Consider the following 19,689-nt stretch of genomic DNA (forward strand, 5'->3'; position numbering starts at 1 on the left):
TCAGCCTGGCCGGAACGAGGCGACGAGGTTCTGCATGACCAGCGTCCAGCCATCGGCGAGCACGAACAGCAACAGCTTGAACGGCAGCGAGACGAGGACGGGCGGCAACATGAACATCCCCATGCTCATCAGCACCGACGCGACGATCAGGTCGATGACGAGGAAGGGGAGGAAGATGATGAAGCCCATCTGGAAGGCGGTGCGCAGCTCGCTGGTCACGAAAGCCGACATCACCGTGGCGGTCGGCAAGTCTTCCACGGCCACCGAATCGGGCACCGCGCTCAACTCGGCGAAGACGCCGAGATCCTTGTCGCGCGTGTTGGCGAGCATGAAGCGGCGCATCGGGACGATCGCCGCCTCGTAGGCCTGGACCTGCCCGATTTCGCCGCGGAGATAGGGTTGCAGGGCATCGCGGTTCGCCTCGGTCAGCGTCGGCTGCATCACGACGCCGGTGAGGATGATCGCGATCGCCACCAGCAGCTGCGTGGGTGGCGCCCCCTGCGTGCCCAGCGCGGACCGCAGGAACGAGAGCACGATCAGGATGCGGGTGAAGCCCGTCATCAGCATGAAGACGGCGGGGAGCAGCGTGAGTGCGCCCATCAGCACGACCACGCCGACGGCACCGGTGAGCCGCAACTGCTCGCTCCCGTCGCCCACCCGCACGTCCATCGTCGGCGGGGTCGGCGCCTTCACGGTGGGTGCCTTGATCCCCGTCGCCGCGGAACGTCCCGTGGCGGCCGGCTGCGGCACCGTGATCGTCTGGGCCGATGCCATCGCAGGGAGCAGGACCAGCGCCGCGACCAGCCCGACGCGCGACAGCGCGGCCCGCCACGGCGAGCCGTCGGTGCGGGCCGCTGCAGCCCGATCGCGCCGCGCCAGCAACGCCTCCGAGGCCTCGGGGCCCAGCTCGCCCAGCAACGTGTGGCCGTCGCCCACGCCAACAATCAGCACGCGATCGGCCGCACGGAGGAGCACGACACCCTGACGCGGCCCGGTCGCAATGCGGTCGAGCACCTGCAGCGTACCGCTCTGTTCGCCGCGCGGCGCGACCCCTTGCAGGCGGCCCAGCAGCTTGAGGGCCAGCACCATCACGCCCGCGGTGATGAGAAGGGCTGCGAGCGCGCTATACACGATTCAGCGTCCCCCGGTACGCGGCGCCGTGTCGCGCGGCAACGAAAGCACCCGCGTGATCCGCACGCCGAAGTGCTCGCCCACCACGACGACCTCACCCTCGGCCAGGCGACGATCGCTGACGAAGATGTCGACGGGCTCGCCCACCATCCGGTCCAGCTGGATGACGGAGCCGGGCCCGAGGTCGAGCACCTCCTGGATGGCCATGCTGGTGCGGCCGAATTCAATGGCCACCGGCAACATCATGTCGAGCAGCGACTCGAGCTTGGCGCCGCCGGCGGCGGCGGTGCCGAGGCCGAGTTCGTCGAGTGCGGCGGGCGTGGGGGACGGCATGGACGGTCCGGTCATCCGGGACGCTTCCTGCGAGAGGGTCGAGTGGCGGGGAGAGGTTCGGTGGTCGGCGTCCACCCGGTGATGCGCAGGCCGACGAAGCCCTGCTGACGCCCGAGGTGGCCCAGCGCGAGCCGGCGGCCGTTCACGTGCAGTTCGACTTCACCCGAGGCGGACTGTCCCGTCTCGAGGAGCTGACCTTCGCGGAGCAGCGCCACGTCGAGCGCCGAGAGTCGGAACTCCGGCAGGCGCACGGCGATCGGCACGCCGGCCGAGCGGACGTGGCCGTCGATCAGCTGCCGCGCCTGGGCAATGTCTTCGGGCCGGCCGCGCGGGGCCTGCAGCTGCGGTCCGGCCTTTTCCTGCAGGAAGCGCTCGAACGCCGTGAGCAGCAGGCAGAGCGTGAGGTAGCCGGTGCTCGGCCCACCCTTCACCTCGAGGATCACGATCAGGACGTTGTCTTCCCGGCCGGCGACATGCAGCGAGTCCGCCACCGCTTCAAATCCGCTACGGCGCGGCGCAATCGGCACCGTGTCGGCGTAGGCAGTCTGCAGCTGGGCGAGGAGCCGGTCCGTCAGGTCGCCAAGCACGCCCTGTTCCAGTGCGGTCAGCGCGCGCCGCGGCCCGGGCGCCTCGCCGGTACCGCCGAAGAGCCGATCGACCAGAAACGCGGCGAGTTCGGGATCGAAGTCCACGACCCCGCTCGAGCTCCGCTCATCGCCCAGCTCGACGATGTAGGCGGCGCAGGGCGTGCTCAGGGCGAGGAGGAACTCCCCGAAGGTCGCCTGGACCACGCTGACCACGCCGATGTCGACATTGCGGCGGAGGCGCGAGGAGAAGACGCCCTGCAAGCCGCTGGCGAGCCGCTCGTGCATGGCATCGAGCGCGGCCTGCCGTTCACGCGAGATCCGCGGCGGGCGGCGGAAATTGTAGGGCACCACCTCGGTCGGCGCGGCAGGACGCGCCGCGCCTTTCAGCAACGAATCGACGTCCTGCTGCGACAGCGGGTCCGGGGTGGCCACCTACTGCACCAGGAACTGTGGAATGAAGACCTGGACCTTTTCGCCCTTGAGATACGGCGTCACCACCTTGGCGAAGTCACTGCGCAGCGCATCCCGGGCCCCGGGGGCGAGCAGCTCCTCGACCGTCCGCTTCTCGAGCACGCCGGTGACCGCATCGCGGATCTGCGTCTCGGACTCGTGGAGCACGTTGCGGATCTCTTCCGACGACACCTCGTAGGCGACGGTGGCGACGATGAAGCGCTGCCCCTGCGAGCCCGAAGGATTGACGATCACATTTTCGAGCTGGAAGAGGACCTTCTTGGGGACCTCGCCCTCCTTCCCCTCCGCCGCACCCGCCTCGGCCGCCGCCGGGGCGGCCCCAGGAAGGCGCGGCGCGATCACGAACATCCCGGCAGCGACCCCGACCAGCAGGGCGACGGCGGCGGCGATGATCGGCATCTTGCCGCCGGATGCGGCGGGAGCGTCTTCGGAGATCGGATCGGCCATCGGGGACTCCTCATGGGAACACGGGCTGCCGCGCGCGATCTATGGCAACGGCAGTGCCATGCGTTTCGACACGCCGTATCTCGCGTCAGGACAACGAGTTGACTGGGGGATCGCGACCCGGCCCCGAACGGCCCCATTCGGCGACGGGAAGAGACTGCCGCCGGGGCGGCGAGAGTTGCCGGACACGCCACGAGGGCGACCCCGGCCTGCCTGCTGCCGGAATCGCCCTCCTGAGTCTCGCTGGCGGGAACTACCGCTTGAGGTTCACCAGCTCCTGCAGCATCTCGTCCGAGGTGGTGATCACCCGGGCGTTGGCCTGGAAGCCACGCTGCGTGATGATCATCGAGGTGAATTCCTGCGAGAGGTCCACGTTCGAGTTTTCGAGGGCGCCCGGCGTGATGCTGGACGTGTCGCTCGTCCCGGCGAAGCCGAGGACCGGCAGGCCGGAGTTGGCCGACTCGGTGAACATGTTGTCGCCCTGCCGGAGGAGGCCCGACGGGTTGTTGAAGCGGGCGAGGGCGATCTGGGCCAGCGCCTGGGTCACGCCGTTCGTGAAGAAGCCGGTGACCACGCCGTTCTTGTCGATCGCGATCGACTCGAGGTCGCCCGACTGATACCCGTCCTGCGAGCGGATGACGGCGTTCGAGGCGTTGGAGAAGCCGGCCAGCCCGTCGACGTCGCCAATGGTCCCCGCGTCGAAGGTGATGTCGAACGGCGCACCAGCACCCGTCGGTGTGACGGTCAGGAAGGCGCCGCCCCCGGGATAGGTGAAGGTGAGCAGCTCACCCGCCGTGCCGAAGGTGGCCGTGCCGGAGGTCAGCGGCAGGGTCGCCGTGCCGCTGGTGACGGACCAATCCCACGCGCCTGGCGCCGTGTTGGTGAAGGTGATGTCGAGCTGGTGCGGGGTGCCGACGCCGTCGTACACCGTGACACCCATGGCGTGCGTGTCGCCGATCACGGCCGAGGCATTGAGGTTGCCCCGCATCTGGGCCACGGTGGTGATGTTCGCCGGGGTGATCTGGCCGAGCGGCAGGATGATGTCGGTGATCGACGACGACGAGGAGAAGACACCGGCCGAATTGGCGTTGATGCCCTGCACGACGAAGCCGTTCGTCGGGGCGATCATGCGGCCGTCGGCGTCGAGCTGGAAGGCGCCGGCGCGCGTGTAGAAGCGGCGGTTGCCGTTGCCCACCACGAAGAAGGAGTCGCCCTGGATGGCGAGGTCGGTGTTCTGCCCCGTCGACTCCAGCGTGCCCTGGGTGAAGAGCTGGTCGATCGAGCCGATGTTCATGCCCGAACCGATCTGGATCGGGTTCACGCCGCCGAGGTCACCGGGCGGACGGGACGCGCCCTGCAACAGCTGGGCGAAAGCTTCCTTGAACGTGACGCGCGAGGCCTTGAAGGCCACGGTGTTGACGTTGGCAATGTTGTTGCCGATGACGTCAAGTCGCGTCTGGTGGTTCCGCAAGCCGGACACGCCGGCGAAGAGGGATCGCATCATGGGGTGGTAGGCTCCTGAGGTGTGGGAACGCTCGCAGCCGCGTTCGGGGCGGCCAGCACTTCGATGACATCGAGCATCGGGACGAGCGTCCCGTTCACGCGCAGGGAGATGGTCCCCCCGCTGAAGGCCATGCCGTCCACCCGACCGCGGGTGAACGGTGTAGCCGTGACCGCCTTGGCAGCGGCGTCCTTGGCGACCACGTCGTAGCTGTACGTGCCGTCGGCGAGGTTCCCGGTGTCGAGCGTCACCGTGCGACGCCCGGAGCCGAGCGAGCCGGCATCCTGCGTGAGGATGGCCTTGCCCTTCGCATCCAGAATCCGCACCGTCACGTCCTTGGCGTCCGCGCCGAGGTCGAAGGTGACCCGACTCGGATTGTTGCCGTCCACGGTGACCTTCGATCCCTCGAGCAACACGTCGCGCCCGACCATGGTGGCGCCAAGGGTGGTCTGTGCCGTCAGCTTGAGCTCGGTGGTGGCGGCCGTGGACGCCGTCATGGCCTCACTCATCTGGATCAGCTGTTCGACCGAGGAGAACTGCGCCAACTGCGTGGCGAACTCGGTCCCCTCCATCGGATTCAATGGGTCCTGATTGCGCAACTGGGTCACCAGGATGCGCAAGAAATCATCTTTGCCGAGCACGGCCTTGCCGGCCAGACTGCTGGTGTCTGTCGACTTGGGGGCCGCGGTCCCGGTGCTGGTGACAGGAGTCGTCACAGGAGCTCCTCCTCGAATTCTGGTTGACCGCCCGCCGGCGGGTGCTCTTCCTGGCCACGGTGCCGACCGCGGGGCTGCTGCTCGCTGCTCGAGCCATCGGGCGCCCGCGATGGGGCATCACTGCGGAGCCGCAGCTCCGCCGTGGCACCCGCAATCGCCGTCGGCGTGCCGTCGCTCGCCATCCGAACCTGCACATGCGCCTCGCGGAAGCCCTGGCCCTCCAAGGCGTGTCGCAGGTCGTCGAGCTGCGGCCGCATTGCCTCGACCCCACCCCGATCGGTCACCAGCGTGGCGTGCACCACGTCACCGCGCACCGCCACCCGCACGCGCTGCACACCGGTGCGTTCGGCATCCAGCTCGATGGTGACCTGCGAGGTCGGCGACGGTGGTGCGGCTGGTGGCTCCGTCGTTTGGTGCACCGTGGTAGTCGGCGTCGCGACGTCGACGCGCTTGGACAGCGTCGGTGTCTCGCTACCCGGCCACGGTCCCCGCGCCATGCTCACTGGTGCCTCGACCCCCTCGGAGGGAGGTGTCGCCACCAGTTGGCGCTCTTCGCCAGGCGCATCCTGTCGATGGTCACCCGTCGTGTCGTGCTCGCCCTGCGGTGAGGCAGGACGCGCGGACACCAACACGCGTTGCGGTGTCGGCAACGGCGCGGGATCTCCGGCGTCGACCACCTGGGTCGCGGGGCCAGCCGGCACGCCATCGCCGGCATTCTCCGTCACGGCGGAGGCCTCGCCCTGCGTCGTCAACGCCGCGACGGCCTGCTCGGCAAACTGCACCATGGGCGCACTGGCGCGTGCGCCGTCCGCTTGCGCCACATGGGCGGCATGCATCGCGGCCAACACCCCGGCCGCCACGCTCGTGGCGTTGGCCGATGGGCGTCCTGATTCCCCGCCGGTGCGCGCGGTCGTCGGGAGCGGTGCGGCGGGTGGCGCCTCACGGCCCGGCTGGGGGTCGGCGCTCGCAGTGCGTGTCGGCGCGGGTTGTGCCTGCAGCGCGGCCTGCCACATCGTGGGCGACGGTGTGGGCGCGGGGGACACCGCGGGCACGGGAAGCGTAGCGGCACGCTCTGCGCGATCGGCGTTGCCAACCGCCGTGTCGGGTGATGGCGCCGCTTCAGTCTCAACCGCCGTGGTGGTTGGAGCTTCGGCGCGAGGCACCGCCGCACGCGGGGCGGCATGGACCGCAGGCGCCTCCGGCGCCGCCAGCTCGGCGATCAGTACCCGACGGCGGGTGCCGGGCGTCCGCTCGGTTTCCAACGCCAACGGATGCGCGCTGTCCGCTGCCGCGCCGTCAACGAGTACGCCATCACCGGTTGCCCCGGACAGCTCGCCCTCCGCACCACCATCCGAGTCGGCCTGATCCGGGGCGACCACCGCCACAGGAAGGGGAACGGGGATCGGCGGGGCGATCGGTGCAGCGACCGCGGCCGCGAGGGCCGCGAGGAAGGGCAGCGCCGCGGCCGGGTCGACCAGCGCACCGTCGACCGATGGCTGAGCACCCTGCTGCGGCAATGCGGCGCCGATCGCGGCCGTCATCACGGCTTGGCCGGCGGCGCGAGGAGCCGCTTGCTGAGCGCCGCACCGCGCGCCTTGGGGAGCGCCCCGATCAGGTCGCCTGCCTTGGCGACATCCATCGTGCGCAGCACGCCTTCCAACTCCGCGTCGCTCATCTGCGCCACCAGCGCCGCCGCATCCGCCGCCGCGAGTCGATCGAAGATCTTCGCCATCCGCTGCACGTCCGCACCGGCCGCCGGCGCCTTGGCACCGGCCGGCACCACGGGCGCGGGCGGCGGCGTCACGGGGGCCGGCGTCGCATCGAGCGGCACCGGCGTCATCGCGGCCGCCCCGCTGTCGGCGGCATGCTCCTCGGCCGGCTTCTCGGCCGCTGGGGGAGCCGCTTCCGGCTTCAGCGAGTCCTTTGCTTCCGCCCCGGCAGAATCCCCTTCGGCGGCCGGGACCTCGGGCGGGTGCAGCATGCGGCCCGCAGCGGTGCCGAGGCCAAGGCCAAGGACGAGTGCCACTGGCACGACGACGGCGATTTTCATGCGGTGCGCTCCATGTCCGGATCCTTCGGCGAAGGGCGAGTGAGCTCATCGAGGTCGCGCTGTTCCTCGCGCCCCGTCTCGAGCGCGTGGTCGGCCTCGCGACGCTCACGCAACTTTTCCAGCGTGCGGCGCGCCATTCGCGCCTCCGCGAAGAGCTGATCTTCCTCGGCCCGCCGACCCTCGGCCTCGCGCAGCGCGTCCTCGACCGCCTCGAGCCGCGCCTCGGCGGCGTCGACGGTCAGCCGATAGGCGTGATGCAATCCCGCCGCGGCCGGATGCGTCCCGGTCTGCTGCTCGACCTGCTCGTGCACGTGCTCGAGTTGTTCGGCCTGCGCTTCGGACGTGCGCCGCTGCGTTGCCTCGTGTTGCAGGGCATCGCCCAGCGCCGACGCCTGCTGCCGCTCGGCGGCGGCGCGCAGATCCAGGATGCGTTGCAGCGAGAACTTGAACGGCTTCACGGTGTGCCTCCCTGCTCGATCAGCGTGGCGCGCTGCGCCAGCGCGACCACCGCATCGCGCGCCAGCGCGAAGCGACTCGGTTCATCGGGGCGCTGTTGGAGCAGCGCCAGCATTTCGGGGCGGATCGCCAGCGCCGTGTCGACGGCGCGATTCGCGCCCGGCTTGTAGGCACCCACGGAGATCAGGTCCTCGTGCGCATGGAACGCCGCTTCGAGACGGATCAAGGTGTTCGCCGCGGCCCGGTGCTCCGGATCGACCACCGCGTCGCGCACCCGGCTCACGCTTTCGAGCACGTCGATCGCCGGGAACTGCTTCGCCGCCGCCAGGCGTCGCGCCAACACCACGTGCCCGTCAAGAATCGATCGGGCCGCGTCGGCCACCGGTTCGTTGAAGTCGTCGCCTTCGACCAGCACGGTGTAGAGCGCCGTGATGCTGCCGACGCGCCCGTTACCCGCGCGCTCGAGGAGACGCGGCAGCGCCGCGAAGACCGACGGCGGATAGCCCTTCGTCGTCGGCGGCTCGCCGACGGAGAGGCCGACCTCGCGCAGCGCCATCGCCACGCGGGTGACCGAGTCCATCATCAGCAGCACGGCCTTCCCTTCGTCGCGAAAGTGCTCGGCGATGGTCGTGGCCACGAGCGCGCCGGTGGCGCGCACCACGGCGGCCTGGTCGGAGGTGGCGACGATCACGACGGAGCGGGCCAACCCTGCCGGACCGAGGTCGCGCTCGATGAACTCACGAACTTCGCGACCACGTTCGCCGAGCAGGGCGATCACGTTGACGTCGGAGGACGCGCCGCGGGCAATCATCCCGAGCAGCACGCTCTTGCCGACACCCGAACCGGCCATGATGCCGACGCGCTGTCCCCGGCCGAACGACTCGAGGCCGTCGAGGGCGCGAACCCCGGTGGAGAATGGGGTGTCGACCGGGGGCCGTTCGAGCGGATTCGGCGGATCGCTGTACAGCGAGCGGGAGACGGTCGGCCCGACCGGTCCGAGTCCGTCGATCGGCCGACCCAGGCCGTCGAGCACCCGTCCGATCAGCCCGCGCCCTGCGGCCACGTACAGCGAGCGCCCGAGCGGTGCGACCATCGCACCCGGGTGGATCCCTTCGAGTTCGCCGATCGGCAACAGGAGAATGCCCCGGTCATGGAAGCCGGCCACCACGGCCAGCACGCTGCGCTGCGCCGTCGAGAGCCGACACACCTCACCCACGGCCACCGGCACCTGCGACGCCTCGACGACATTTCCGATCACGCGCGTGACCCGGCCGAGCTGCACCAGTCGCGGCAGCGTCTTCAGGCGACCGAGCGCCGACTCGAGCAACGCGATGTCACTCATGGCTGAGGCGCTCGTAGAGATCGAGGAGCGCGCGGTCCACCCGGCCATCGATCACCGAGACGGCGGTCTCCACCAGGCAGGACCCGCGCGACACCGTCGCATCGGCCGTCCAGCGCAGCTCAAGCGCCGTCGTCGCCAGCGCGGCCGTGCCACCAATCTCCTGCAGGGCCGCGAGGTCGCCGGGATTCAGCCGCACGACCACCGGCCCGGAGGTCGGAGCGAGTGCCAGCGCCTTCTCGACCAGGCGCTGCACGTCGATCGGCGACTGCGTCAGTTCGCGCTCCACCAGATGCCGTGCGATGGCGAGCGCCAGCGCATGGACCGTCGTGGCCAACTGACTGCGGAGCGTGTCCGCGGCCGTCTCGAGGGCGTGGACCGCCGCCTTGGCCCCACCCACCACCTGACCCAGTTCATGCTCGCGCGCCTCGGCGTAGTCGGCCTGCCCCTGCGCATATCCTCGCTGAAAGGCGGCTTCCTCCACCGTCGGACCGGCGGACACGACGCCGCCAACCGACGGCGCCGGGACAGTCCGGAGGTCGGGCGGCTGCCAGGCGAGCACGCCCGCGGCGGTGGTCTCAGGCGATGACTTCGTCATCCCCCCGCTCCACCTGGATCTCGCCAGCTTCCTGCAGGTCGCGGACGACGGTCACGATCGTGACGTGCGCCGCCTCGACGTCGCGCACCTTGACCGGCCCGAGCAATTCCATCTCCTCCCGCAACGCCCCGGCCGCACGCTCCGACATGTTCGCGAAGATGTGCTTGGTGAGGTCGTCGCTCGCGGCCTTGAGCGCCAACGCCAGCGACTTGCTGTCGACATCGCGCAGCACCCGCTGCATCGACCGGCTCTCCAGCAGCAGGAGATCCTCGAAGACGAACATCAGGTTGCGGATCGCGCTGGCGACGGTGCTGTCGCGGCTGCCCACGGCATCGAGCAGCACGGTCTCGCGGCCACCTGCCAACTGATTGAGCATCCGCGCGGCGGCACCCGGTCCACCGGCCGCCGTCATCGCCTGCGAGAGCGTCAAGTCGGCACGCGCACCGATCGAGTCTTCGACCAACTGCAGCACATCCGGCGAGACGCGTTCCATCTGCGCGATCCGAAAGAGCACCTCGCCGGCCTGCTCGGGCCCCATCGCCTCGAGGACGCCCGAGGCAAGCTTCGGTGCGATGTGGGCCAGCACCAGCGCCACGGTCTGCGGATGCTCGCCGCGCAACACGCTGTGAAGCACGTCCGGCGAGGCGCGGCGGAACCGCGACAAGCCGAGCTCTTCCGGCTCCTTGGTGATCCGGTCGAAGACCGAGCGCGCACGCGCCCCGCCAAGGGCCGTCTCCAGCATCTGCCGGGCGTACTCGGCGCCACCCTCGGCGTTCTGTTCCACCGTCCGCAACACGTCGCGATACTCGTGAAGGACGGCGTCGACCGTCTCGCCCGGGACCATGCCGGTCCGGGCGATCTCGCGCGAGAGCTGTTCGACATCCTCCGGCCCGAGCTGCTGGAGGATGCGCGCCGAAGCCTCTGCGCCGAGTGCGAGGCAGAGGATCGCCGCCTTCTGCGTTCCGGTGAGCGCACCCGCGCGCGGCGGTCGAGTCGCGACGGCACTCATGTGGTCGGCTCCGCCAGCCAGCTACGGACCACTCGCGCCGACGCTTCCGGCGCCGAGAGCGAATCACTCTGGGCACGGGTTCGCAGCTGTGCCGCCTCGGGCGTGGCGGCGATCGGCAGCACGGCGGAGGACGCATCCTGCCCGGCCAGCAGCGGCGCTCCGCCACCGGTGGCCCGACCACCCCCGCCGCGCAGTGCCTTGAGGCCGAGGAAGAGGGCGACGATGATCGCCAGCACCGAGGCGACCGGATAGGTCAACCGGCCTGCGGTCTCGATGATCGACGTCGTCGGCGCTTCCTCCTTCGTCACCGGGATCACCTTCTCCGGCGTCGGCCCGCCAAACGGCACTGCCGCCACGGTGACCTGGTCGCCGCGCAGTGAGTCATACCCAACCGCGGTGCGCACCAGGTTCTCCAGCTGCGCGCGCTGATCCTCGGGCAACCCCTTCCCCCCGTCGAGTGCGCGCGAGTTGACCATCGCCGACACCGAGAGGCGCGTCACGTTGCCGACACCGGCAATCAGCTTCTCGACCGTGCGCGAGGTCTTGTATTCGAGGTTGACGACCCGGGGGCCACCAACCGGAGCCGAGGTCGAGTCGCCGCCGTCGCTCCGACTCTCGGAGCTCAAGACGCGGCCCTGCGGATCATAGGCCTCGACCGTTCGGTCGAGCTGGTCGAAGTTGAGTCGCGCCGAGACCTGCACGCGGACATCGCCCACGCCGACGGCCGTCGTCAACAGCTGCTCCACCTTGGCGCCGAGATGCTTCTCCACCGTCTGCTGCAATTCGAGCTGGCGTGACGACAGGGCCATGCCGGTGTTCGTTTCGCTCCCGCCGAGGCCGGAGAGCGGGCGCCCGCTGTCGTCCAGCACCGCGACATCCTCGACGGCGAGACGCTCGACGCTGTTGCTCACCAGCTGCGCGATCCCGCGCACCTGCTCGGGGCTCAACGGTTCGGTGCCGCGCAGCGAGAGGACGACGGCTGCCTGCGCCGGGCGCTCGAGCCGACGCAGCGCCGACGATTCGGGCAAGCCGATGTGGACCTGTGCCCGCTCGACCCCCTTCAACGTGCCGATGGTGCGCGCCAGTTCACCCTCGAGCGCGCGACGATACGTCACGTGCTGGGTGAAGTCGGTCATTCCCCACGACGGCTTGTCGAACAGTTCCAGCCCCGGCCGCCCTTCGCTCGGCAAGCCGCCCTGCGCCAGCAGGACCCGGGCGCGCGCGGCGTCCGCGCTCGCCACCAGCAATTGCGTGCCCTCGCCGTCGAGCTTGTAGGGGATCGACGCCTTGGTGAGCGCGTCGGTCATCTTGCCGACTTCGGCCAGCGGCAACCCCTGAAAGAGCGAGACGTAGGTTGGCGCGCTCGCCTGTCGACCGAGGAAGACGGCCGCAACGAGCAACACCGCGGCCAGCCCCAGCACCAGGAAGCGGCGGTTGGCATCGAGTCCGCGGAAGGCGTTGAACATCCGCTCAAACCTGCATGTTCATGATGGACCGATACGCATCGGTGAGCTTGTTCCGGGTCTCGACCAGCAACTCCAGCGAGAGCGAGGCCTCTTCGGCCGCCGCCATCACCTGGTGCAGCTCGACGGGCTCGCCCCGCAGGAAGGCGCCGATCATGTCTTCCTTCCGGTCCTGCATTCCCGTCACGTCACCCAGGGCGCGCTTCAGGAGATCGCCGAACGGGGCATCGCTGTCGCCCATCCCGATCGGCGTCCCCGTTTGGCGCATCAGCGGAGCGATGCCCGTGCTGATCGGCAGGATCGGACTGCTCATGGGTCAGGCCCTCACATCAAGACGCTGGCCGATCGGTGCGTCGGCCTCGCGGGACACGGCGCCGGTGGGCCCGTAGCCGAGTGAGCCGAGCGCTGCCGTGCTGAGGAAGAAGGCGCGCTCCTCGGCGGTCAACACGCTCCAGAGCGGCGACGGCTTGGTGGCCGGCGTCAGCGCGGACGTGGACGAGGCCGCGACCGGTGCGCTGCCGCGCGCGCCGGGCGCGGAGGGTGGTGTCGGGTAGATCGGCGATGCTGGTACTCGCGAAATCGTCACGCGTCAGGCTCCAAAACTTCGGTCAAATGTCGAGGGCGCGGCGCAACATCGCCTTCGCCGACTGGAAGACGGTCGCGTTCGCCTCGTGCATGCGTCGCGCGATCATCAGGTCGACGGTCTCGGTGGCCAGGTCGACATTGGGATAGAGCACATAGCCGGTGGCGTCGGCATCGGGGTGGCCCGGGTCGTAGACCTGCCGACCGGCCGTCTTGTCAGTGACGACTTGCGTCGTCATCGAGCCGTTGGCCGGATCACCGCCCGCCACCGCCACCTGCCGCTGGTACGGTCCGCCCTGGGCCGTCCGCGTCGTCTCGGCGTTGGCGATGTTGGTGGCAATGACCTCGATGAACTTCTGCTGCCGCGACATGCCGCTGGCACTGATGCCGAGCGGCCCGAGCAGCTGCCGGAGGGGCCGGGACGTGATCGGGAAACTTCCGCCCGGCTCAGCCACGGTCGCGCATCGCGGTCCGGAGGTCACCGTAGGACTTCTGGAGGAGCTTGGTCGTGGCCTCGTAACGGAGCTGCGTGTCGGCGAGCGAGGCCATGTCCACCTGGAGGTCGGCGTCGCGGGCGGCCAGCGAAGCGTCGAGCTGGCCAGCGAAGCCGGCGGTCGCGCTTTGCTGTGCCGCGTTCGCCACCCGAGCGGCGATCGCCTTGTGGGTCGCGCTCTGCTCCTCCAGCCCGCCGCGCAGCTGGTGGGTCACGGTGCCTTGGCCAAACAAGCCGCTGATCATCGATACTCCCGGTGATGGTCCACGGCCCACTGATGCAAGCGTCATTCCCGGATGGGAACACCAGCGCAAACCCTTTTACTGCAAAGAGTTAGCAATTGTTGCGGCAGAAAATTTCGGGGTCGTGCGGAAGAAAGTTCCCCTTGGCGCTCGGTCAACCTTGCCGAGGGGGGGTCAGGCGGCGGTGGGGGAATTCAGCTTGTTGCGGAGGGTGCGTTCGGAGATGCCGAGGAGGCGGGCGGCGCGAGTGCGGTTGCCGCCGGTGGCGACCAGGGCGCGCTCGATGGTGAGGCGGTCGAGGTCGGCGAGGTTGAGCGGCATCTCCCCGTCGGCGGTGGTGGTCGTCGGGGCCGGCTGACTCGAGCCGCTCCGGGAGATCGTGAGGGGCGCCTCGAGCACATGGAGGTGGTCGGAGAAGAGCCCGGTGGACATCGGCCGTCCGCGCGCGAGGATGACGGCGCGTTCCATGGCGTTGGAGAGTTCACGGACGTTGCCGGGCCACGAATAGGCCTGGAGGTAGTCCATCGTCGCCTCGGGCACTTCCGGGACCGGGACCCCCAGGTGGTCGGCGGCGGTCCGCAGGAAGTGCTGCACCAGGAGCGGGATGTCTTCGGGCCGTTCCCGGAGCGGCGGGGTCCGAATCGGCACGACTTGCAGTCGGTAGTAGAGATCGGCGCGGAACCGACCGGCGGCAATCTCGGTGCGCAGGTCGCGGTTGGTGGTGGCAATCAGGCGAACGTCGACCTTGATCGGTTCGCGGCCGCCGACCCGTTCGAACTCCTGTTCCTGGATGGCGCGGAGCAGCTTCGACTGCAGGTCCAGCCGCATCTCGGAGATTTCATCGAGGAGGAGCGTGCTGCCGTGGGCTCGCTCGAAGGCACCGGCCGCGCGGGCCGTCGCGCCCGTGAATGCGCCCTTTTCGTGCCCGAACAGCGCGCTCTCGACCAACCCTTCCGGCATCGCGGCACAGTTGATGGTGATCATCGGCCGATGACTGCGCGGGCTCTGCTCGTGGAGCGAGCGGGCAATCAACTCCTTGCCCGTCCCCGACTCCCCTTCCAGCAGCACGGAGGCGCGCGTCGGGGCGACGGTCGCGACCATCTCCTGCAGGTCGCGCAACGCCGCGCTCCGCCCCACGATCTTCCGGGTCGAATGGATCCGGGAGATCTCCTGACGATACGCCTCGTTCTCCTGCCGGAGCCGGGCATACTCCAACGCGTGCTGAATGGTGATCTGGAGCTTCTCGGCCCGTACCGGCTTGACCACGTAGTCCGTGGCGCCCGACCGCATCGCCATCACGGCCTGTTCGATCGAGGAATCGCCGGACACGACGATGAAGGGGACCAGCGGATCGCGCGTGCGGAGGTGTTCGAGGAAGGCCTGCCCGTCGTGGTCGGCGAGCATCAAGTCGGCGAGGACGAGGTCGATCCCGCCACGATCGAGACGCTGCACCGCCTCGGCGGCGGAGTCGGCAAGCACCGCCCCGTACCCGAGGTCGAGGAGGATCTGCTCGAAGAGCGCGGCAACGGCCGGCTCCTGGTCAACGCAGAGGATCGTGGTCACAGCATCGGGGGCGTGAGCCGCAGGGTGGACGTCCTCGATTGTGGTCGCGTGGGGGCCCTGGGGGAGCGGACTCATACTCCCACCAAAATAGTCGATAAACGGAGGAGTGCCATCCTTCGCAGCAGGAGTCGTCAGGCAATGCGGATCACCAACAGCATGATGCAGGAGCGGCTCCTCCGGAATCTCCAGGAACAGGGAGCGCAGTACCTCCGCGCCTCGGATCAGGTCACCACGGGATTGCGCAATTCCAGGATTTCCGACGACCCGGTCGCCGGCTCCCAGGTCCTCGCCAGCGACAGCGCCCTCAGGGCTGTCGAGCAGTATCGGCGTTCGGTCACGTCGGTCCAGTCCCGCCAGGCTGCCGAAGAGAGCACGCTGGACCAGTTGGGCGACCTCCTCTCCCGTGCCAAGGAGCTGGCCACCGCTCAGGGGAGCGCCACCGGAAACGCCGCCACTCGTGCGGCGGCGGCCGTCGAGGTGCAGAGCCTGATCGACCAGGCGATCTCCCTCGGCAACCTCCGCTTCGGCAACGACTACCTCTTCGGCGGGCTCGCCACCGATGCCCCGCCATTCCAGCCCAATGGCACCTACGTCGGCACGCCGACCGGGCGCCAGGCCGAAGTGGGCGACGGCATCCTCGTGGACACGGTGCATAGCGGCGAGGAGTTGCTGGTCACCAGCGGTGTACTGACGTCGCTGACCGCGCTGCGGGATGCCCTGACGGCGAACAATCCGTCGGGGGTGCTGGCCTCGGGCGGGCCGCTCGACACCGCCTTCAATGCCACGCAGATCACCCTGACGGAAGTCGGCGCCAGGAGCCGAAACCTCGAGCTCACCACCGGCTCGCTGACGGCGCTTCAGACGGCGCTCGACGCCAAGCGGAGTGCCGCGGCCGAGATTCCGCTGGAAGAGGCGATGCTCAACTTCTCGGCGATCCAGACCGCCATGCGCGCCGCCTACGAGGCGACCTCCCGCATCCTGCAGACTTCCCTGACGGAGTACCTCTGATGTCGGCTGCCACGATTCCGCTGCCACTCGACCTGACCTTCGAGTCGCATCTCTTCGGCACCCTCACCGTGCCGCGGCAGGATATCGTCACCTTCCCCGACGGGATCCCGGGCTTCGAGGAGTACCAGCGCTTCACGCTGTTGCCCACCTCGGCCGCCGGGCTGTACTGGCTGCAGTCCGTGCAGGAAGCCGCGCTCGCCTTCCTGGTGGTCGAGTGCCGACGGATCGCCCCGAGCGCGTGGCCGGCGCATCCAACCGCGCTGGCGATCGTGACCCTTCCCGCCGGCCGCGGCCCCGCCTCGGCCAACCTGCAGGCGCCGATCCTGATCGACCCCGTCCTGACGACCGGGCGCCAGCTGATCGCGCCGGAGTCGGCGTGGGGCACCACCCACGCCTTCGACCTGACCGCGCTGGTCCCCGCCGCGTAGCCCCACCCGCTTGCCCGGGGCGCCCACCATGGGGTGCGGCGCCCCCGTCCGACCCCTCCCCGCTCAGACTCCAGCCATCTCTCCCGATAACAGAACAGCGGCCGACATCCCGGCCGGCTGAGACCTAGTTCCGGAGCACGGATGCTCCGTCGACAACTGTTAAGGGAGTAACAGCACCATGGCCAGTATCCAGAACAACATCGCAGCGAATACCGCATTCCGTAATGTGTCCACCTCGAGCGCGGGCCTCGACAAGCAGATCGCCAAGCTGTCGTCGGGCTTCCGCATCAACCGCTCGGGTGACGACGCGGCCGGCCTCGCGATCGCCAACAAGCTGCGCGCCGAGAGCCGTTCGCTCCAGCAGGCCTCGCGCAACGCGTCGCAGGCGAACTCGATGCTCCAGATCGCCGACGGCGCCGTCAACACGATCGCCGGCATCCTGGACCGCATGAAGGAACTCGCGACGGCCTCCAACTCGTCGTCGATCGGCCTCCAGCGCACCAAGCTGGACGCAGAGTTCCAGTCGCTGGCGTTGGAAATCAACCGTATCGCCGCGACGACCCAGTACCAGGGCTCGGCGCTGGTGAACGGCACGCTCGGCAACGCGGTCACCGGCGGCACCTACGCCGGTCAGACCTCCCTGAACGGTGCGCAGTCGGGCACCTACACCTTCGCCTCGGCCGCTGGTGTGGCCACCCTGAGCTTCGGCGCGGGTGCGACGCTGGTCACGCAGGCGATCGCGATGCCGGCCGGTGCAGGGACGTACAACTTCGACAAGCTCGGCGTCTCGGTCACGAACGCCGCCGGCTACCTGGTCGATGGCGTCAATGCGCAGACGATCACCGTCGCCGGTACCGCCGTGAACTTCCAGGTCTCGTCGTCGGGCGCCTATGCCGGCAACGACCTGGTCTCGCTCGCGCAGGTGAACCTCACCACGGGCGCGACGGGCTTGAACGTCGCGGGCCTCGACGTGCTGAGCGCCGCCAATGCCCAGACCGCGCTCGCGCGCCTGGACACCGCGATCGACCTCTCCAACACCGCGATCGGCACCATCGGCGCGGCGCAGTCCCGCATTGAGTTCGCCTCGGCGAACGTCGCCACGGTCACGCAGAACGTGATCGCGGCCGAGAGCACCATCCGTGACGCCGACATGGCGATGGAGACCACCTCGTTCACCAAGTTCCAGATCCTGCAGCAGGCCGGCATCGCGATGCTGGCGCAGGCCAACGCGACCTCGCAGAACGTGCTGTCGCTGCTGCGGTAAGTTCGGCTCCACCGGGCGGGGGGTCGCTTCGGCGGCCCTCCAACCACCCTCACACCAGGACTGATTGATGGCGACCTCGCTCTCCTCCATTTCCGGCCTGATCTCGGGATTCAACTACCGGGACCTCGTCGATGCCATCATCGCGCAGGCCCGCGTGCCCGCCGATCGCTGGGAGGCCCAGAGCAGCGCCAATACGGCGCAGACCACCGCGCTGAACACCTATCGCGGCCTCCTCGACAAGGTCCGCACCGCCGCGAAGACGCTCCGCACCGGCACCGCCTTCGACGCGATGAGCACCACGACCTCGGTGCTTTCCGGCACGCGCGCCATTGCCTCGGCCACGGCCGACGCGACCGCCACGGCCGGCAGCTACCAGATCAAGGTCGACCAGCTCGCCAAGGCCGAGAAGCTGGCCGGCACCATCGGTCGCGATGCCGCGACGGCGCTGGGTGCCGCCGGCACGTTCACGGTGAACGGCCAGACCGTCACGGTGGCCGCGACCGACACGCTGACCACCCTTCGCGACTCGATCAACGCGCTCAACAGCGGCGCCACCCCGACCGGTGTCACGGCGACCATCCTCACGGTGGCGCCCGGCGACTCGCGGCTGATCCTGACCAGCGCCAAGAGCGGCGCGGCCGGCATCGCCCTCGCCGACACCCTCGGGACCACGCTGCAGACGCTCGGTTTCCAGGACATCAACGGCGCCGAACTCGCCGGGTCGGTGCTGGTGAACGGTGCCGACGCGCTCTTTCGCATCGACGACATCCCGCTCACCCGCACCAGCAACGTGGTGACCGACGCCATCACCGGTGTCACCCTGACGCTCACCGCCGACGACGTCGGCGCCGTCACGAACGTCCAGGTGGACCGCTTCCTCGATGCCGCCCGCACCTCGATGCAGGGGTTCGTCGACGCCTACAACGGACTGGTCGCCTTCCTGAAGGCCCAGGGCACCGCGAGCACCAGCTCGACGCCCCCGCTGTATGGCCAATCGGTGATCCGGACCGCCCGCGCGCAGTTGCCGTCGTTGCTGCTCGAAGCCGTGGGCGGGGCCGCTGCCGATCTCGCCACCGTCGGGCAGGCCGGTCTCTCGCTCACGCGCGACGGGACGTTGACCCTCGACAGCGCGAAGTTCGACGACGCCTTCAAGAATCGGCAAGGCGACCTCCGCACGCTCTTCACCGAGCAGCGGACCGCCACCGGCGCCGGCCTCTCCTTCGTCTCCTCGGCGCAGACGGCGACCGGCGGGGCGCGGGCCATCGACATCACCGCGATCGCCACCAAGGCAACGCTGTCGACCACCGGCTTCGCCGGCACGTATGACGCCGGCGGCACGGCCGATGGCGTCACCGTGACCGACACGAACTCGGGACGGACCACCACCGTCGCCCTGACCACCGGGATGTCCACCGCCGATATCGTGCTGGCGCTGCAGACGGCGTTCGACACCGACGGGCTCAATCTCACGGCCACGCAGGTGGGGAACGAGATCCAGCTCGACCAGCTCAACTATGGCCTCGGTGCCGGTATCGCCTTGGCCTTCACCGGCCTGGGTGATGGCGCGGCCGAGGCCTGGTCCGCCGACACCTCCGCCGCCGGCACCGACGTCGCCGGGACGATCGGCGGCTTCGCGGCCACCGGCATGGGGCAGTTGCTGGTCGGCACCAGCGGGACCGACGCGGAAGGGCTCACGGTCCAGTACACCGGCCTGACGATCGGCGCGGCCGGCAGCATCAATCTCTCGCTCGGCGCCGGTGCCCGGATCGAGCGGTTGCTCGACCAGTTCCTCAACACCGGCGGCGGGCTGATCGACAGCAAGGTCTCCGCCCTCGACACCAGCAATGCCCGGCTGGCGACGCGCGTTTCCGCGCTGGATGCCCGGCTTGAACGGCGTCGCGCCGTCCTGCTGGCGAATTTCCTCCAGATGGAAACCGCGATCGCTCGGCTCAAGCAGCAGTCGACCTCGCTCCTTGGCTCGACCGGCAGCTCCAACAGCAGCTCCTGAGGC

The 19,689-nt window shown here is 69.4% G+C and carries 22 protein-coding genes; 4 read left to right on the forward strand and 18 right to left on the reverse strand.

Annotation, left to right across the window (positions count from 1 at the left end; genetic code table 11):
• From fliP to IPG05_05175, 18 genes are all read right to left on the reverse strand, one after another.
• Positions 1 to 1,131 carry a flagellar type III secretion system pore protein FliP gene (gene fliP / locus IPG05_05090; protein MBK6494459.1) on the reverse strand — a complete coding sequence of 377 codons (1,131 nt, stop codon included), beginning with the start codon at positions 1,129 to 1,131 and terminating at the stop codon, positions 1 to 3.
• A 3-nt stretch (positions 1,132 to 1,134) separates the two neighbouring features.
• Positions 1,135 to 1,479 carry a flagellar motor switch protein FliN gene (fliN, locus tag IPG05_05095; GenBank protein ID MBK6494460.1) on the reverse strand — a complete coding sequence of 115 codons (345 nt, stop codon included), beginning with the start codon at positions 1,477 to 1,479 and terminating at the stop codon, positions 1,135 to 1,137.
• Positions 1,476 to 2,483, reverse strand: a complete 1,008-nt coding sequence (locus tag IPG05_05100; GenBank protein MBK6494461.1) for a FliM/FliN family flagellar motor switch protein — start codon at positions 2,481 to 2,483, stop codon at positions 1,476 to 1,478. Before IPG05_05100 ends, fliN begins: the two co-directional genes overlap by 4 nt.
• Entirely contained in the window at positions 2,484 to 2,969 is a 486-nt protein-coding gene (locus IPG05_05105; protein MBK6494462.1) for a flagellar basal body-associated FliL family protein, read from the reverse strand.
• 250 nt (positions 2,970 to 3,219) lie between these two features.
• Positions 3,220 to 4,470: a flagellar hook protein FlgE gene (locus IPG05_05110; GenBank protein MBK6494463.1), complete on the reverse strand. Its 1,251-nt coding sequence runs from the start codon at positions 4,468 to 4,470 to the stop codon at positions 3,220 to 3,222.
• A complete protein-coding gene (locus IPG05_05115; GenBank protein ID MBK6494464.1) occupies positions 4,467 to 5,183 on the reverse strand; it encodes a hypothetical protein in 717 nt (238 codons plus the stop codon). The genes IPG05_05110 and IPG05_05115 overlap by 4 nt, the downstream gene beginning before the upstream one ends.
• Positions 5,180 to 6,724: a flagellar hook-length control protein FliK gene (locus IPG05_05120; protein ID MBK6494465.1), complete on the reverse strand. Its 1,545-nt coding sequence runs from the start codon at positions 6,722 to 6,724 to the stop codon at positions 5,180 to 5,182. Before IPG05_05120 ends, IPG05_05115 begins: the two co-directional genes overlap by 4 nt.
• Positions 6,724 to 7,233 carry a hypothetical protein gene (locus IPG05_05125; protein MBK6494466.1) on the reverse strand — a complete coding sequence of 170 codons (510 nt, stop codon included), beginning with the start codon at positions 7,231 to 7,233 and terminating at the stop codon, positions 6,724 to 6,726. The genes IPG05_05120 and IPG05_05125 overlap by 1 nt, the downstream gene beginning before the upstream one ends.
• The gene (locus IPG05_05130) at positions 7,230 to 7,691 is read right to left on the reverse strand and encodes a hypothetical protein (GenBank protein MBK6494467.1); all 462 of its coding nucleotides are present in this window, start codon (positions 7,689 to 7,691) and stop codon (positions 7,230 to 7,232) included. The genes IPG05_05125 and IPG05_05130 overlap by 4 nt, the downstream gene beginning before the upstream one ends.
• Positions 7,688 to 9,031, reverse strand: coding sequence for a FliI/YscN family ATPase (locus tag IPG05_05135; protein MBK6494468.1), 1,344 nt, complete (start codon positions 9,029 to 9,031; stop codon positions 7,688 to 7,690). The genes IPG05_05130 and IPG05_05135 overlap by 4 nt, the downstream gene beginning before the upstream one ends.
• Complete coding sequence (locus IPG05_05140) at positions 9,024 to 9,626, reverse strand: hypothetical protein (GenBank protein MBK6494469.1); 603 nt, start codon at positions 9,624 to 9,626, stop codon at positions 9,024 to 9,026. Before IPG05_05140 ends, IPG05_05135 begins: the two co-directional genes overlap by 8 nt.
• Complete coding sequence (gene fliG / locus IPG05_05145) at positions 9,607 to 10,635, reverse strand: flagellar motor switch protein FliG (protein ID MBK6494470.1); 1,029 nt, start codon at positions 10,633 to 10,635, stop codon at positions 9,607 to 9,609. The genes IPG05_05140 and fliG overlap by 20 nt, the downstream gene beginning before the upstream one ends.
• Positions 10,632 to 12,101 carry a flagellar M-ring protein FliF gene (gene fliF, locus IPG05_05150; protein ID MBK6494471.1) on the reverse strand — a complete coding sequence of 490 codons (1,470 nt, stop codon included), beginning with the start codon at positions 12,099 to 12,101 and terminating at the stop codon, positions 10,632 to 10,634. The genes fliG and fliF overlap by 4 nt, the downstream gene beginning before the upstream one ends.
• Positions 12,102 to 12,105: 4 nt before the next feature.
• Positions 12,106 to 12,411 (reverse strand): flagellar hook-basal body complex protein FliE, encoded by a 306-nt coding sequence (gene fliE, locus IPG05_05155; GenBank protein MBK6494472.1) that lies wholly within the window; start codon positions 12,409 to 12,411, stop codon positions 12,106 to 12,108.
• A gap of 3 nt (positions 12,412 to 12,414) precedes the next feature.
• The gene (locus IPG05_05160) at positions 12,415 to 12,684 is read right to left on the reverse strand and encodes a hypothetical protein (protein ID MBK6494473.1); all 270 of its coding nucleotides are present in this window, start codon (positions 12,682 to 12,684) and stop codon (positions 12,415 to 12,417) included.
• Positions 12,685 to 12,706: 22 nt separating this feature from the next.
• Positions 12,707 to 13,051: a flagellar basal body rod protein FlgC gene (gene flgC / locus IPG05_05165; GenBank protein ID MBK6494474.1), complete on the reverse strand. Its 345-nt coding sequence runs from the start codon at positions 13,049 to 13,051 to the stop codon at positions 12,707 to 12,709.
• A 76-nt stretch (positions 13,052 to 13,127) separates the two neighbouring features.
• On the reverse strand, positions 13,128 to 13,418 hold the full coding sequence (locus tag IPG05_05170; GenBank protein MBK6494475.1) for a hypothetical protein: 291 nt from the start codon (positions 13,416 to 13,418) through the stop codon (positions 13,128 to 13,130).
• 171 nt (positions 13,419 to 13,589) lie between these two features.
• Complete coding sequence (locus IPG05_05175) at positions 13,590 to 15,053, reverse strand: sigma-54-dependent Fis family transcriptional regulator (protein ID MBK6494476.1); 1,464 nt, start codon at positions 15,051 to 15,053, stop codon at positions 13,590 to 13,592.
• Positions 15,054 to 15,116: 63 nt separating this feature from the next.
• On the opposite strand from IPG05_05175, the gene flgL reads away from it, so the two are divergent.
• The 4 genes from flgL (at position 15,117) to fliD (ending at position 19,686) form a co-directional block, all read left to right on the forward strand.
• Positions 15,117 to 15,986, forward strand: a complete 870-nt coding sequence (gene flgL / locus IPG05_05180; protein MBK6494477.1) for a flagellar hook-associated protein FlgL — start codon at positions 15,117 to 15,119, stop codon at positions 15,984 to 15,986.
• Positions 15,986 to 16,414, forward strand: a complete 429-nt coding sequence (fliW, locus tag IPG05_05185; GenBank protein MBK6494478.1) for a flagellar assembly protein FliW — start codon at positions 15,986 to 15,988, stop codon at positions 16,412 to 16,414. Before flgL ends, fliW begins: the two co-directional genes overlap by 1 nt.
• A gap of 178 nt (positions 16,415 to 16,592) precedes the next feature.
• A complete protein-coding gene (locus IPG05_05190) occupies positions 16,593 to 17,678 on the forward strand; it encodes a hypothetical protein (GenBank protein ID MBK6494479.1) in 1,086 nt (361 codons plus the stop codon).
• 67 nt (positions 17,679 to 17,745) lie between these two features.
• Positions 17,746 to 19,686: a flagellar filament capping protein FliD gene (fliD, locus tag IPG05_05195; GenBank protein ID MBK6494480.1), complete on the forward strand. Its 1,941-nt coding sequence runs from the start codon at positions 17,746 to 17,748 to the stop codon at positions 19,684 to 19,686.
• Positions 19,687 to 19,689 lie beyond the last annotated feature (3 nt).

It is taken from the genome of Gemmatimonadota bacterium (assembly GCA_016704275.1).
GTDB lineage: Bacteria > Gemmatimonadota > Gemmatimonadetes > Gemmatimonadales > GWC2-71-9 > Palsa-1233.